Below are 14,976 nucleotides of genomic sequence, written 5' to 3'. Positions count from 1 at the left end.
GCCCAAGCGGTTTTTCTATCTTTAAGGCCTCGCTTTTGCTTTTCCTCTCCAAAACTTCGCCTGCATGGCCGTTCCCACCACCTCTTCCTCCCCGATTGCGGCTACCGGCCCCGAAACCAAGCGCAGCTTTGCGCTGCCCATGGCCGCCATGACGTCGCTGTTCTTCCTGTTTGGGGCCGTCACGAACTTCAACGACGTGCTCATGCCCTACCTCAAGGACGTGTGTCAGCTCACCGATTTACAGTCGTCGTTGGTGCAGTCGGCTTTTTTCGGGGCGTATTTCCTGATGTCGCTGCCAGCAGGTTACGTTTTGAAACGCCTTGGTTACCAGCGCGGTATCGTGGTGGGCTTGCTGGTAATGGCGGGCGGTGCGCTGCTGTTTGTGCCGGCGGCCAATTCGCGCACGTTCGGGCTGTTTCTGACGGCGCTAGGCGTGCTCGGAGCTGGTATCACCCTACTGCAAGTTGCAGCCAACCCCTATGTGTCGGTGCTGGGCGCTGCGCGTAGCGCGGCGGCGCGGGTGAGCATTGTAGGTGTGGCCAACAACTTCGGTGGCGCTTTATCACCCTTGGTGGGCGGAATTTTATTGTTCGGTGGCTCGGTAGCGCTGAAAGCGCGTTTGGCAGCTCTGCCCGTGGCCCAACGACTGGCCGAAGAATCGCAACTGGTAAAAGCCCCCTATCTCGGCTTGGCTGCGTTTTTGGCGGTGCTGGCGGGCGTGTTTTTCGTCTTGAAATTACCCGAAATTGAAAGCCTGCCTGCCGAAGATGAACCCCAAGCAGCCGACCTTGCCGCCAACGGCCAATCACAGACGGCCGCCCGGCAAAGTGCGCTGGCATTTCCGCACCTTGTGTTGGGCATCGTGGCCATTTTCGTGTACGTAGGAGTGGAAGTAGGCTTGGGCTCCTTCCTGATCCGCTACGGCGAATCGCAAGGCATTCAACAACTTAGCTCGTTTACCCAAACCCTCGTCCGCAGCCTGAACGTGGCAACCAACTACGCCTTGGTGCTATTTGGCCGCCACGCCGACGCCCTCGATACGTCGGCTGGTTTTACCAAGGCAGTGGGCGCGGTGCTGGTTTCCTCGTACTGGTTTGGCTCCTTAGTGGGCCGACTGGTGGGCATTCCGCTGCTGCTGCGCTTTCACAACCGAGCCTTATTAGTGGCAGTGTGCGCCGCCGGCGTGATGCTGGTAGTTGCTTCGATCCTGAGCCACGGTGAAACTGCTTTGTGGTTGGTGGTGCTCTGCGGCTTGTGCAACTCCATCATGTGGCCCGTAATTTTTCCACTGGCGATTACAGGCCTCGGCTCATTCACCAAACAGGGCTCGTCCTACCTGATCATGGCAATTGTGGGCGGAGCCATCATTCCTCCGCTTATGGGCTTCATCGCCACGCACGGCGGAGGGCTACGGGTAGCCTTTGTGGTGCCGGCCCTGTGCTATACTTATTTGTTGTTTTACGCGTTGCGCGGCTACCGGGTGCGGTAAGCAAGCCTCTTCCAGAAAATTAGGTTGGGGTATTTTCGCTCCCTCTACCCAGCAAAAAGTCCGGCAGTATGCCGGACTTTTTGCTGGGTACGCTTTGCTTGGTGATTAACGCTTAAGAGAACTTATGCTTGAGGCGCAGGAAATAAGCCTCAAAATACCGATAACTTATATAGCTCATTATCAAAGATATAGCCAGAGCAATACCGGCGTAGCTAAAGCCCCCTCCCACGCTCTCACGAGACAGATGCGCGCCCCGAAACAAGAGAATTGTCACTTGGATGGCGATGGGATGCAGCAAATACAGGCCGTAGGTATACTTGCCTAACCGGGAAAGCGTAGTGAGGCGGGACAGCTTTGATGGTGAATGCCCTGCGAAGTTCTGCTCCGTTATGATAAAAGCAAAAAACAAGGTACTCACCAAGCGCGCAACCACGGCCGCAGAAGTGCCGGGGTACAGATCATCGCGGTACAACAGCAACGCGAAACCGAGCAGGTATGCCAACCCGATCACCAGTTTGGGCAGGTTCTGGAAAAAGCCAACAAACCGCGGATTAAAACGGCAGTGGTAGGCAAACAAACCGCCCATTGCCAAATCCGACATTACTGATAGCGTATGGAAATAAAGGGTGTCGCCATCCGTGCGGTGCAGATAGCGAAAAACCAATGAGCAGAGTATCACTCCGTAAAAAATTGCCTGGTAATACCGTTTGGGCACCACCAAAAACAGCAGCGGCCACACCAGGTAAAATTGTTCTTCAATGGCTACCGACCAGGTAATCCCGATCATCGCCACGGAGAGTGCCTGCAAATGATTGTGAGCCAGATAAATTGAATCGAAATTACTCAGAAAGGTAAAATAGAAAGGTGCCCGGTGTGCTATGTCAGTAGTGATGCCAATGACGCCTTTGAAGGCTGGGTACACGAAAAAGCCGAAGAGCAGCACAGCGAAATACAGAGGCCAAATTCGCAAGGTGCGCCGGACGTAGAAGTTACTCAAGTGAATCCGCCCGGTTGCTTCCCGCTCTTGTAGCAGCAGATACGTAATCAGATACCCGCTTAGCACGAAGAAAAAAGATACGCCCGATCCGCCATCCGACAGCAAGTTGATAACTCGGATATAGAAAGAATTGCTGCTGAAATGGCCCAGCGTCTTGCCCAACTCGCTGTGCGCCAAAAACACCATTCCGAAAGCCACAACACGTAACAGATCGAGGTTGTCGAAATATACTTTCTGCGCTTTAGGAGGCTTGACAAGCCCAGCAGAAGATGAGGCATCTATCGAAGTAAGCAGTAAAGAATGCTCGGCCATTAGGGCTTCGTTGAAGGTAAATTACCTCAAAGATACGAGTACAATGCTTCTTACATTAGAACGAGACGCAATCCAATTACTTCTCGAAGCGTCAAAAGCGGGAATACGAAACGGCTACCTTTGCCAAGAAATCACTTCCCGCCTTCCGCATGACTTCGGCTCCTCTTCTTGAACACAACGTTTCGCTACGCACCTATAACACGTTCGGCATCGATGTGAAAGCACGCTTGTTTGCGCGCTTTGCCAGCACCGATGAATTACGGGCACTGTTGGCATTGCCCGAAGTTCAGCAAGCCGCAAAGCTGGTGCTAGGCGGCGGCAGTAACTTACTGTTTACCAAGGACTTCGATGGTGTAGTACTCCGAAACGAGATTCGGGGTTTAGAAACGTTGTCTTCCGACGAGGCCAGCGATACAGCTTTGGTCCGTGCCGGTGCTGGCGAGTCGTGGCACGCCCTGGTGCAATACGCTCTGGATCAGAATCTTAGCGGAATCGAAAATCTCTCTCTGATTCCAGGCACAGTTGGCGCTGCGCCGCTCCAAAATATTGGAGCCTACGGAGCGGAGTTAAAAGACACCTTTGAGAGCCTCGAAGCGCTCGAAACCAGCACCGGGCACTTGCGCACGTTTACCCGAGCGGAATGTGGCTTTGGTTACCGCGAAAGCGTGTTCAAAGGGCCGCTCAAAGACCAGTACATTGTCACCAGCGTGCTGCTCCGGCTGCACCGCAAGCACCGCGTCAACATCAGCTACGGCGCCATCGGCACGACCTTGGCCGATATGGGAATCGAAGGCGAGCCAACGCCGCAGCATGTGAGCGAAGCCGTTATCCAGATTCGTAGAAGCAAACTGCCTGACCCGGCCGAAATTGGCAACGCAGGCAGCTTTTTCAAGAACCCCGAAATCTCGCAGCACAAATACGACGAACTCAAAGCGCAATACGCCGACTTGCCGGGTTATCCCGTGCCCGGAGGTGTGAAAGTGCCCGCGGCTTGGCTCATCGAGCAGTGCGGCTGGAAAGGTCAGCGCCGCGGCCCCCACGGCGTCCACGACAAGCAAGCATTGGTACTCGTAAACCACGGCGGCGCGCAAGGCGCTGACATTCAGAGCTTAGCCCAAGAAATCATTACTTCAGTCCGTGAAAAATTCGGCATCGAGCTGCACCCCGAAGTGAATATCATGTAGCCGTAGCGGCGCCTTGCAGGCTCCCACCCCTGTTTCTTTCACTCTACTCCTTTGCATCTGTCATCTTGAGCAACGCGAAGGACCTTATCACAGCAGAACAAGTTCTTGTGCCGTGATAAGGTCCTTCGCGTTGCTCAAGATAAAGAAAAGTCTTACAACCATCTAATAATCAGATGTTTGCAATACACTTTACTTTAAAACTGCTACCGTAGCACCATCGCCGCCGCGGTCGGCGTGCTCGTCGGCGACGCTGGCCACGGAGCGCACCGAGCGCAAATAATCGCGCACCACCTGGCGGAGTACGCCGTTGCCGCGACCGTGCAGAAACTTGATTTCCGGAATGCCCAGCATGACGGCGTCGTCGATGTAGGACATTATTTTCTGTAACGCGTCTTCGGCCCGCTCGCCGCGCAGGTCGAGCGTGGTGTTGAAGCCCGACATTCGGCCCGTCATATCAAACCCGGATCCAGCGTAAGTGGCTGGTGCTGTGCGGGCCATTTGCTTCTCGCGTTCGCGAATTTCGGAGCGGCTCACCTTTTCGAGCTGGCCAACTTTCACCAGCGTTTTCATGCCGCCGAACGATACCTCAGCCGATTTGCCCTTTAGACTCATAATTTCGCCGTAACCTTCCTGGCCAATCAGCGCAACTTTGTCGCCGATCTTAAGTGTGTTAGGATCAGCTACTTCACGATGGGCCTTGGGCTTGGGCGGCTCAATCTGCAACTCCTTACGCACGAAATCGTCCAGCTTCTGGCGTGCCTGTTTGGTTTGCTCTTTATCCGCCTGCGAAGTCTTTATTTCCTGAATCGTGGCTTCTATTTGCTGGTTCGTGTCCTTGAGCAGCAACTTGGCTTTCGCCTTGGCGTCGCGCAGCACGTCGAGCGTGGTTTCGTCGAGGTATTTTTTCAGATCCTGATATTCCTGCGCCGCTTTTTTCATGCGCCGCTCCTGCTTGGCCGCTTCCGCCGTGCGCTGTTCCAGGTCGGTTTTTTCCTTTTCCAAGCCCTCCAACAGCCTGTCGTACCGGATTTTATCCTTACCAACGAGTTGGGTGGCGCGCTCCACAATTTGCTTAGGCAGCCCGATTTTTCGAGCAATTTCAATGGCAAACGACGAGCCCGGCTTCCCGATTTCCAAGCGGTAGAGCGGCTGCAACTGCTCCGGATCGTAGCGCATGGCACCGTTGACAATGCCCGGCGTACGCTCCGCGTAGTTTTTGAGGTTGGTGTAGTGCGTCGTGATCACGCCAAATGCGCGAGCGCGGTTCAACTGATCCAGCACCGCTTCGGCAATGGCACCGCCCAGCATGGGCTCGGTGCCGGTTCCAAATTCGTCGATCAGCACGAGGCTGCGCTTGCCGGCAAACAGCAGAAACTGCTTCATGTTCAGCAAGTGCGACGAATACGTACTGAGGTCATTCTCAAGGCTTTGCTCGTCGCCAATATCCAAGAAAATATCCTCAAAGATCCCAGCTTCAGAGCCGTCGCCGGCCGGAATGAGCAGGCCGCACTGCAGCATGTACTGCACCAATCCTACCGTCTTCATCGACACCGACTTACCGCCGGCATTCGGTCCTGAGATCAGAAGCAAGCGCTGCTCGTGGTTGAGCTCTATGTCGAGCGGGACCACTTCACGCGGATTTTCTTTGTGGTGCTCTTTGAACGTGAGGTAGAGCAGCGGATGGCGCACCGTTTTCCAGCGTACCAACGGCTTTGGGTTCAGCGCAGGCAACGTGGCTTCCAACTGCCTGGCTAGCTGCGCCTTGGCCCTAATAAAATCCAGCAACCCCAGGTACTGATAGGCTTTCCGCAAATCCGGAATGTGCGGACGCAGCTGGTCGGTCAGGGAAGTAAGAATGCGGATCAGCTCGCGCTGGTAAGCATTTTCGAGGTCCTTGATGTCGTTGTTTAGCTCAAAAACCGCTTCCGGCTCGATAAACACCGTTTGCCCCGAAGCCGATTCGTCGTGAATCAGGCCTTTCACCCGGCGCTTATGCTCCGCAATGACGGGCAGCACCAACCGCCCGCCCCGAATCGTGGGTTCGGCACCTTCCGGCACCCACCCTTCCGACTTAGCATGGCGCAGAATGCCGGCAATCTGTTTACGCAGAAGCCCCTGACGGTTAATGAGTTCCTGACGCAAATGCATAAGCAAGGGCGAAGCGTTGTCGCGTACCTGGCCTTCATCGTCCACCACTTTATCGAGCGCCGCTAGCAGGTTACGGTCGACTTGCACGCCAATGCCCAGCAGGCGCAAGGTTGGGTACAGGCTTTCTTCTGCTTGGGTAAAAAAAGTCAGGGCTTGCCGAATGGTGCGCAACGACATTTTCACCGCGAAAAACGCAGGCACGTCGAGGTAAGCCCCCGGAATGGAGGCGCGCACCAGATGTGGATGCACATCGTGGTAATGTTGACTCGGAAAATCGGCGCCAGAATGAAGCAGGGCGCGGAATTCGTCGGTTTGCTGCAGAAGTTTCAGCAGTTGGTCGTGCTTGGTCTGAAACTGCATTTTGCCCACAAAGTGGCGGCCTAATGCACTCAGGCACAACGACTCCAGCATTTCACGCAGCTGCGCGAAGCCTATTTTCTGCTCGAAGTTATTTGGAAGAATCAAAGAGAAATCGGAATTCAGGATGTAGAAAAGACTGCTATGGTAAACACAGCTAGCAGCGATAAAGATTCAGGAATATTAATAAATGATGCACGGGTACAAGCAGGTTATCGGCATTACATTTCGCCTTCCACACCCAGCCCAAACAACGCAAAGTCGTATTTGACCGGGTCATTCGGGTCGAAGTCGCGTAGGTGGGCGGTCAGATCTTCGGCAGCAGCCCAATCCACGGCGGGGCGTGTCATCAAGCCCAGGCGGCGGGCGACGCGCTCCACGTGCACGTCGCACGGGCAGATCAGGTCCGACATAGGCAGGCGCGTCCAGAGGCCAAAATCCACGCCGCGGGTGTCTTGGCGCACCATCCAACGCAGGTACATGTTCACGCGCTTGCAGGCCGATTTGCGGGCCGGCGTGGCTACGTGCTTGCGGGTTCGGCCGGGGGCATCGGGCAGGCTAAAGAACAGATTATGAAATTGTTCTAGCCGTTCGCGCTGTGTGGCACCGTGCAAAAAAGCGTCTTCCAAGGTGCTGCGCTGCTCATAAAACCACCGCAGAAAATGCACGAAATACAGCAAATCGGTATCGCAAAAGGTGCGGTGGCAGAAGCCTAACAGACCCTTCAAATCGTCGTCGGAATGGTGCAGGATGAACTGATGGGGCGCGTTGTCCATGCGCTGCATCAGTTCCTGACATTTTTTAATGATTGTAGGCCGACGCCCCCAAGCCAACAAGGCCGCGAACAGGCCGCTAATTTCAATATCCTGGCGCAGCGAAAACCGATGCGGAATGCTAATGGGGTCGTTGAGGATGAAGGCTGGCCGGTCGTAATGGTCGTAGCGATCGTCGAGCAACTGGCGGATTTGGGCGTGATTCAAGAGCAAAAATTAATGCAGCCCCTCGCCTTCCAACGGATAATGGAAAGCGCACAGAAGCTGTACGTTAGCGGCAGTAATGGGCAAAGTTGAGGAGGAAACACCGGACCGGAGGGCAAAGTGCAAGTTGCTGGTGCTGCCACAAACCTGACAACGCCCTTTCTCCCGCTTCCAAACTTCCTGCTTGACAGAAGCAGAAAGCAAGTTATTGATAATCAATTCGTTACCAATAGCTTGGTTTTCTACAGGGTTTGCAGGATCGGTCTCAATTAGCCGAAGCTTGAATTTGAATACCTGCCGCGCCGAATCGGCTTCGCGCCACGCGTCTATAAGAGCAAAAACGCCGTTGAAGACCCACACGCCAGCGTCAATTTTCTCATACACTCGCACCGGCTCAGGCTCAATTTCGCCCAACTTGGCGCGGCGGGCAGCCTCGAAGAAGCGTCCGTTTTGGGTGAGCGTACCCCGCGGGGTAGCGAGCTGCTGATCAGCGAGTTTGGACGCAGATAGCTCATTGCGCGGAATGTCGTGGCCTTCGTAAATCAGGATGCGTCCATGCTCCTCAAACCGATCGGCGTAGGGCGCGTCCGGCCGCCTCGACATCAGAATAATTGTCTGGCGCCCGTGCAACCGAAAGTTCATCCCGCGCCGCAGGTTGGCTTTTTCCAGCCAACACATTTCGGCGTAGGTAAAAATATCGCCCGCGGCCGCTAAGTCAGTAGAGCGATGCTCCATGCGCTTAGCGGCTGTGCGCCATGCGTTTACGGCACATACGAAGTTTCGACGCGGAAGCGGCTATCGGGCGTTGAGAGGCGCTGCACCGCTTTTTTGGAAAGTCGCACCAGAATGTTGCTGTTCTCGCCAGTATCAGGTAGTTGACCGATTACGCGCACGTACACGGCCTGCCCGTTCATGATGTTGCGCACCTGCATAATTGTGCCCACCGGCGCAGTTTTGTGCAGCGCGAGGTATTTGTCGGTGCCGCCGCCTTCGATGACGGCCGCCAAGCCGCTTTCTTTTACGCGCCGCACGATTTCGCTGGCCCGCTCCGGTGCTCGGTCTTCGTCGGTAGTCGACTCACTGGTTGTTGGCGGCGCAGTCTCCCGAGACTTTTCGGCCTCCTCAGCGCGCTCTGGCCTGTTGGCGGGCGTTGTCGGAGCGGTTGCGGGCGGCGACGTTTTTACGGGAGTAGTTGCCACCACAGGTTGGGGTTGCGGCTGAGTTGGGGCGGGTGGCGCACTAGGCGCGGCATGCGCTGGCACAATAATGAGGAGTTGACCGATACGAACGCCACCGCCGGCCGGCAAATGGTTAAGTTGAGCCAACGCATCCGGGGTAGTTTCGAAACGGCGCGCAATGGAAAAAAGGGTTTGGCCTTTTTCCACTTTGTACACTTTGTTGCCGTGTGCATCAGTGGCCAGCGCCCGCGCTGCGGCCGAGGTCGGTGCACTAGTAGCTTCGGCGGCGGGGCGCGCCGCCGGCGGATTGGTCAGGACGACGCGGGACCGCGGCACCAGCACAATCTGGCCGGTGTTTAGGCCGCCTTGCAAATTCGGATTGACCTCTACAATCTGATCGACGGGCACTTTGTAGCGCCGCGAGAGGCCGTAGAGGGTTTCACCAGGATTAACCCGGTGCTTAATCAACATCTTATTGTTGCGGTATTCAACGCCTATAGAATCAGGCAACACGGGCCGTAAGGCGGCGGAAGCAGAAAGGCTGGAAACAACGAACGCGGCAAACAGCAACGAAAAACGGGTCATACGGACGGTTTGCGGGAAAAGGCAGACACCAGCGAAAAAGCAGCACCTTGCCTTGCCAGCAGCATAAATACTGCCGAAAGATAAAAAATAATCCCAGCACAGTGCCAAAACACGCTTCTCCTTAGGCAGAAGGCATGTTTTTACCGAACTATTGACAGTGCCAAACGAGCATAGTTTCTGTTTTTTGCCGGAATTCTGCCTCCTTTGTAGCCGTCCACTTCACTTTGATTGCTATGCTGCACGCCATCGGCATCATTCCGGCCCGCTACGCTTCTACCCGCTTGCCCGGCAAACCGCTTACCGACTTAGGCGGCAAATCCATGATCCAGCGCGTGGTCGAGCAGGCCCAGAAGTCGGCCCTGAGCCGCGTGGTGGTCGCCACCGACGACGAGCGCATTCTAGAACATGTTTTGGCATTTGGCGGCGAAGCTCTCCTGACTTCACCCGATCACCCCAGCGGCACCGACCGTGTGTATGATGCCTACCGCCAGCTCGCTACCCCTGCCGATTGCCTGGTAAACATCCAAGGCGACGAGCCATTCATCCACCCAGAGCAAATCAATAGCTTGTTGCAACTATTTAGTGACGAGCCACTTACTCAGATAGCCACGCTGGTTAAACCGGTCGTGGACGAGGAAGAACTATTCAGCCCGCACTTGCCTAAAGTAGTGTTGGATGCGCAACGTAACGCGTTGTATTTCAGCCGTCATCCGCTGCCCTACCAGCGCCAGCACCCAGCCGAACACTGGCTCGAGCACCATCGCTATCTGCGTCATATCGGCCTGTATGCCTACCGCCCCGATGTGTTGGCCGAAATCACCCAGTTGCCGCCTTCCTCATTGGAGCTCGCCGAGTCGCTGGAGCAATTACGCTGGCTCGAAAACGGCTACCGCATCCTGACGGCTGAAACCAATTTGGCCACCATCGGCATCGACACGCCGGAGGACGTAGCGCGGGCACTGGAATTCTTAGCCGCAAACGCATCTCTGTAAATACCTTGTTCACTGATACTTACACAATATCAAGGCTAGCCACCTGCCTTTTTGGCCTTGTAGCCTTGCTCAATCAAAACGGCAAGCGCTTTATCGCGGAAGTCACCCTGAATCAGGATTTCACCGTCTTTGGCATTGCCGCCGACGCCGCATTTGGTTTTTAGAAGCTTGCCAAGCACCTGCAAATCAGCGTCTTTGCCTACAAAGCCGGTTATTAGTGTTACCTGTTTCCCGCCGCGGGCTTTGCGGTCGAGTTGAACGCGCAGGTTTTGCTGTTGAGGAGGTAGCGTCGCCGTTTCTTCTTCCGCATTGTATTGGTAGGCAAACTCGGAACTGGTAGAGTAGACGATGCCTTCGCGGTTGCGATGATTTTTGTCTGCTTTCATAGTAATAAAGGTAAGAAACCCAGAAGTGCGCTAGGGTCAAAAAACAACACCCATTGCGTATACCATTGACTATCAATTTATTGCAGCAAACTCAAATAGCAACTTCAAGCGCCAGCGGCTCTAGCCCGATGTTGAAGTCCTGAGCATCTTCCACATAATCGCCGTCGACGTGAAAGCCAAGGGGCGCAGCAGCGTGCACCTGAATCTGGCGAGAAGTATGAAAAACCGCGGCTCCTGATGTTGGCAGATCGCCCAGCGCCAGCCCAATGCCTACGCGCACGGCCCGGCCCAGTGGCAACGCGTCGATCAGGCACAGATCCAGCAGACCGTCGCGGATATCCGCTAGCGGCGCGATGTAGGCGTTGTTGCCATATTGAGCTGCATTGGCAAAAGCCAGTACGTAACAACCCGTTTCGAGCGTTTGATTATTAAACGCGACGTTCACGGGCACAGGCCGGAAGCGGCGGTATTCGCGCAGAGCTACGCGCACATACGTAGCCAACCCACGCGTGCCGGCGGCCGCAAAACATTTGCTTACGTGCGCGTCAAACCCTAGGCCCGCCGTACAAAAAAAGCGCCTACCGTTAATTTCTCCCACGTCAATACGTTGAAAGTCAGGAGCATTGAGGCGCTTAATCGCGGCGGGCAAACTGAGCGGCACTCGCAAGTGGCGCGCTAATCCGTTGCCTGAACCGCGCGGCAGAATCCCGAGCGCTGCCCGACTTCCCAGAAGACCGCGCCCCACCTCGTTTACCGTGCCATCGCCGCCCACGGCTACTACCACCCGAAAGCCCGTTAGAGCCGCCTCACGCGCCAGCGTTTCGGCATGGCCGGCGTACTGCGTCAGCTGCAATTCATAGTCGACGAGGGCGGGGTCGAGGTGTTGCGCAAGTAGCGCGGGCACATCCTGTCGCCGATTGGTGCCGGAGTTCGGGTTGAGAATGAAGCAGATGCGCAGCTTAGCAGGCGACATACAAAGACAAAACACGGTTGCCATCCGGTATGCAGGCAACGTTGGATGTACTACAAAATAAGAAAGCCCGCCCGAGATGGGCAGGCTTTCCAATATAACTATTTGGAAATCAAATAGTTATGCTTTAGCCATTTTCTCACCCAAACGCTGAATGAGGTCAGCAGTGCGGGTGCTGTAGCCGGTTTCGTTGTCGTACCAGCCTACTACTTTCACCAGCGACCCGTTGGCCGAAGTTAGGCCCGAGTCAAAGATGCAGGAGTGCGGGTTGCCTACGATGTCGGTGCTTACGAGCGGGTCCGTCGAATACTCAACGATATCCTTCAGAGCGCCTTCAGCTGCCTTTTTCACGGCCTCGTTGATTTGCTCTTTGGTTACTTCCTGCTTCAGAATAACCGTGAGGTCGGTGGTCGAACCATCTGGAACGGGCACGCGCATGGCAATACCGTCGAGTTTGCCTTTCAGGCTCGGCAACACCAAACCAACGGCCTTGGCGGCACCCGTGCTGGTCGGGATGATGCTCAGGGCAGCAGCGCGGGCACGGCGCAGGTCTTTGTGCGGCGCGTCCTGCAGGTTTTGGTCCGAAGTGTAAGCGTGCACCGTCGTGATGTACCCCTTTTCAATGCCGAATGCTTCGTCCAGGATTTTGGCCATGGGAGCCAAGCAGTTGGTCGTGCAGCTTGCGTTCGAAATGATGGTTTCGTCGCCCGTCAGAATATCTTCGTTCACACCCAACACCACAGTTGGAATGTTGCCGGTCGCCGGCGCCGAAATCACTACCTTCTTGGCACCCGCCGTAATGTGCTGACCAGCACCGGCTTCGTCTACGAAGCGGCCCGTCGATTCCAGTACTACATCTACGCCCATGTCGCCCCAGGGCAACAGCTTCGGATCGCGTTCGGCCAAGGCATGAATGCGTTGTCCGTTTACGGTGAGGCTTTCTTCGTCATACGAAACAGTGCCCTGGAAGCGGCCATGCACAGAATCATACTTTAGCAGATGCGCCAGCGTTTTGTTGTCCGTCAGGTCATTGATTGCCACGACTTCCACATTGTCGCGCTCGAGCAGCGACTTGAACGTCAGGCGGCCAATGCGGCCGAAGCCGTTAATGGCGACTTTGATTTTAGCCATAATTACAGAAAAATGGGGTTAGTGGCCTTCAGTAAGGCCCAAGTGGAAACGCGCAGCGAAGGTAAAGGGACGCCGTAACATCGCCAAATCAACTAAGCGCGGTTTGACAGCGTTATAAACAATGTACGAGCGAATAAGATTCTGGGTAATCTGAAGCTTAGAAAGCCATAGGTACTGGTTTTTGGCAGCGCCTTGCCACTTGGGCTAGCTACGATTAAATAACTTTTCTCCTTGAAAGTCAGTCCATTTGATCCTGGGCACACTTTTTTTTCGGGCCAGGTATTGCGCTAAACTTTCTCTCCTCTATCTTTGCACCATCAAAACGAACAAGGCACGTCACATGGTCCGTTCGTCTAGGGGTTAGGACAGTAGATTTTCATTCTACCAACAGGGGTTCGATTCCCCTACGGACTACTCACCCACTCGTTTTGAGACTTTAAAAACCCGCTTCCAGAATATCTGGAGCGGGTTTTTTGTTTTCTATGCTTTTGCTAGGTAGCAGTGAGCCGGTTATTTAGCTATTCTATAAAAAGCATAATGACAAGACAGGAGACGTGGTGTAGGAACGGACTCCAAACGATGTAGACGCAAAAGGCGGCTGCGGAAGCGCGTGATTTGAGGCGCGACCCGTCTTTTCTTGTGCCGTGGAAGTTCTTGCTACCTAAAGATATTTCCGCACGCTGCCTTGGCGTCAACCAGCTCTCATTTGAAAGGCGTTACCTGCCTTCGACATCACCTACCTGCTGTGCCGGCTTACTGCCGTAGGTTGGCCCGATTGCGTCGTAGATGACGACTTTCTCCCAATAGGGCGCGTAGGTAGTGCGAAACTCGTCGTGCAAAGGATGCGTCTGGTAGCTTTCCTCGTCCTGAGCACTGGCGAAGAAGCACAGCCACGAATAGGTGTACGTGCGCTCAATCACATCGCGGTGGGTCGCGGCTGGCGTGCCAATATGCGACAGTTGGATTGAGGGAATGCCCCTTAGGATATGCAGTCCTTCCAATAGTTTGGCTTTATCGGCTTCGCTGGCGCGGGCAGGGGTATAAAACAACACGTGGTGCACGAAGAGGTCTTGGGGAGAGGGCGCAGTCATGAGCTCAGGATAATCTGAAAAATAATTCAGGAACAATATGAGCGAAATAAATCAGGATTGAAGAGACGAGGCAAGAAGGCTAAGCGATGATGCGGGTAGATCCCTTACCGCAGAGGGCTACCACGGCTGTTTTCCGCTGTGCATGGCCCGCGTCCGAATTCGGCCTCTGATTTGGCATAGAGCGCGCTCAACAGTATTTTCTGGCTCCCAATTGGCAGGTCCTTTTCTTCCAACTTCCTGACAACGACTCGCGTACGCTACAGGAGATATACCATCTCATTTTAGTAAATCATGAGTCAATCCAAGCAATTCTCCCAAGCAAGTGGTGCTTCCAATACTTCTTCCCGTTCCGCTTCGTACGCTCCCGAAACTGGCGGTTCGTTAGCCGACCAAGCAACGAACTGGCTCAGCAAAGGCAGCATGTTGGGGTTATTAGGTGGCCTTAATAAGTTGAGTACTACCCAAAAAGTAGTTGGGGGCGCCTTGGTGGCATTGGGTGTGGGCTACCTATTACGCAGTGGTGGTAGCGCAAGCGCCGGCAGTCGCAGCGTGGCTGCACCAGATGGCTCGACCAAGGAATCAGTTGATACACTGCACGAATTGTTGCACTTCGTCAACGACCGCATCGAAGGCTACGAGCGGGCCGTGAAGGAAAGCCAAGACCCCGAGCGGCAAGGCTACTACAAACAGTTGGTCAGCCAAAGCCAGCAGTTTGCCAATGAGCTCAACGCCCACCTGCGCCAGCAGGGCGAAGACCGCGAAACGTCCACGACCGTGAAAGGCAAGCTGTATCGCGGCTGGATGGACACCAAAGCGGCTCTCACGGGCAGCGACGAAAAGTCCATCCTCGGCTCCAATATCTACGGCGAAGAGTGGGCACTGAAAGCCTACGAAGACGCCCTCGCCGACCAGAGCCTCACCGGTGCCCTGCGCTTGGAGGTGGAACGTCAGTACACCCAATCACAGAAAGCGTACAAAAAGCTGCAAAAAATGCAAGACCAGCAATAGGCCCTACTTGCTTTGTAGTTGCAGTCCCGCTGGGGTGATTCTAAAGGAATCACCCCAGCGGGACTGCTTGGTTGGCGAGGTTGGTGACATCGACTTTGCAGGGAAGCACTAACATAGACAACTATCTCTGAATGAGGCAGTAATCCAAAATCACTCTTCACCTTTTCTCAC

13 protein-coding genes and 1 tRNA gene are annotated in these 14,976 nt (G+C 54.9%); 5 read left to right on the top strand and 9 right to left on the bottom strand.

Going from position 1 to position 14,976, the window contains the following annotated elements; translation table 11 throughout:
- Window positions 1-64: 64 nt before the first annotated feature.
- Window positions 65-1,489, top strand: coding sequence for a sugar MFS transporter (locus H9I52_RS07985; RefSeq protein ID WP_187453434.1), 1,425 nt, complete (start codon window positions 65-67; stop codon window positions 1,487-1,489).
- Between the two features lie 112 nt (window positions 1,490-1,601).
- Here the strand turns inward: H9I52_RS07985 and H9I52_RS07980 are convergent, their stop codons facing one another.
- Window positions 1,602-2,798 (bottom strand): acyltransferase family protein, encoded by a 1,197-nt coding sequence (locus tag H9I52_RS07980; RefSeq protein ID WP_187453433.1) that lies wholly within the window; start codon window positions 2,796-2,798, stop codon window positions 1,602-1,604.
- Window positions 2,799-2,947: 149 nt separating this feature from the next.
- Between H9I52_RS07980 and murB the strand changes: the two genes are divergently transcribed.
- Window positions 2,948-3,982, top strand: a complete 1,035-nt coding sequence (gene murB, locus H9I52_RS07975) for a UDP-N-acetylmuramate dehydrogenase (RefSeq protein WP_187453432.1) — start codon at window positions 2,948-2,950, stop codon at window positions 3,980-3,982.
- Window positions 3,983-4,171: 189 nt separating this feature from the next.
- On the opposite strand, the gene H9I52_RS07970 is transcribed toward murB, so the two are convergent.
- The 4 genes from H9I52_RS07970 to H9I52_RS07955 all read right to left on the bottom strand — a co-directional run bounded on the left by H9I52_RS07970 (window position 4,172) and on the right by H9I52_RS07955 (window position 9,227).
- Window positions 4,172-6,595, bottom strand: coding sequence for an endonuclease MutS2 (locus H9I52_RS07970; protein ID WP_187453431.1), 2,424 nt, complete (start codon window positions 6,593-6,595; stop codon window positions 4,172-4,174).
- 113 nt (window positions 6,596-6,708) lie between these two features.
- Window positions 6,709-7,467 carry a TIGR02757 family protein gene (locus H9I52_RS07965; RefSeq protein ID WP_187453430.1) on the bottom strand — a complete coding sequence of 253 codons (759 nt, stop codon included), beginning with the start codon at window positions 7,465-7,467 and terminating at the stop codon, window positions 6,709-6,711.
- Window positions 7,468-7,476: 9 nt separating this feature from the next.
- Window positions 7,477-8,199, bottom strand: coding sequence for an HNH endonuclease (locus H9I52_RS07960; protein WP_187453429.1), 723 nt, complete (start codon window positions 8,197-8,199; stop codon window positions 7,477-7,479).
- Between the two features lie 26 nt (window positions 8,200-8,225).
- A complete protein-coding gene (locus tag H9I52_RS07955) occupies window positions 8,226-9,227 on the bottom strand; it encodes a LysM peptidoglycan-binding domain-containing protein (RefSeq protein ID WP_187453428.1) in 1,002 nt (333 codons plus the stop codon).
- Window positions 9,228-9,463: 236 nt separating this feature from the next.
- On the opposite strand from H9I52_RS07955, the gene kdsB reads away from it, so the two are divergent.
- On the top strand, window positions 9,464-10,219 hold the full coding sequence (gene kdsB, locus H9I52_RS07950) for a 3-deoxy-manno-octulosonate cytidylyltransferase (protein ID WP_222940468.1): 756 nt from the start codon (window positions 9,464-9,466) through the stop codon (window positions 10,217-10,219).
- A gap of 35 nt (window positions 10,220-10,254) precedes the next feature.
- Here the strand turns inward: kdsB and H9I52_RS07945 are convergent, their stop codons facing one another.
- From H9I52_RS07945 to gap, 3 genes are all read right to left on the bottom strand, one after another.
- Complete coding sequence (locus tag H9I52_RS07945; RefSeq protein ID WP_139516847.1) at window positions 10,255-10,605, bottom strand: translation initiation factor; 351 nt, start codon at window positions 10,603-10,605, stop codon at window positions 10,255-10,257.
- A 91-nt stretch (window positions 10,606-10,696) separates the two neighbouring features.
- Window positions 10,697-11,578, bottom strand: a complete 882-nt coding sequence (locus H9I52_RS07940; protein WP_187453426.1) for a diacylglycerol/lipid kinase family protein — start codon at window positions 11,576-11,578, stop codon at window positions 10,697-10,699.
- 117 nt (window positions 11,579-11,695) lie between these two features.
- The gene (gene gap, locus H9I52_RS07935) at window positions 11,696-12,706 is read right to left on the bottom strand and encodes a type I glyceraldehyde-3-phosphate dehydrogenase (RefSeq protein WP_139516845.1); all 1,011 of its coding nucleotides are present in this window, start codon (window positions 12,704-12,706) and stop codon (window positions 11,696-11,698) included.
- 342 nt (window positions 12,707-13,048) lie between these two features.
- Here gap and H9I52_RS07930 point away from each other — a divergent pair.
- Window positions 13,049-13,120 (top strand) — tRNA-Glu (locus H9I52_RS07930).
- 302 nt (window positions 13,121-13,422) lie between these two features.
- Here H9I52_RS07930 and H9I52_RS07925 read toward each other — a convergent pair.
- Entirely contained in the window at window positions 13,423-13,797 is a 375-nt protein-coding gene (locus H9I52_RS07925) for a Dabb family protein (protein ID WP_187453425.1), read from the bottom strand.
- A gap of 291 nt (window positions 13,798-14,088) precedes the next feature.
- Here H9I52_RS07925 and H9I52_RS07920 point away from each other — a divergent pair, with 291 nt between their 5' ends.
- The gene (locus tag H9I52_RS07920; RefSeq protein ID WP_187453424.1) at window positions 14,089-14,805 is read left to right on the top strand and encodes a ferritin-like domain-containing protein; all 717 of its coding nucleotides are present in this window, start codon (window positions 14,089-14,091) and stop codon (window positions 14,803-14,805) included.
- Window positions 14,806-14,976: the final 171 nt, after the last annotated feature.

Source organism: Hymenobacter sp. BT491, from assembly GCF_014349165.1.
GTDB lineage: Bacteria > Bacteroidota > Bacteroidia > Cytophagales > Hymenobacteraceae > Hymenobacter > Hymenobacter jejuensis.
This window is presented reverse-complemented; position numbering and strand designations above follow the sequence as displayed.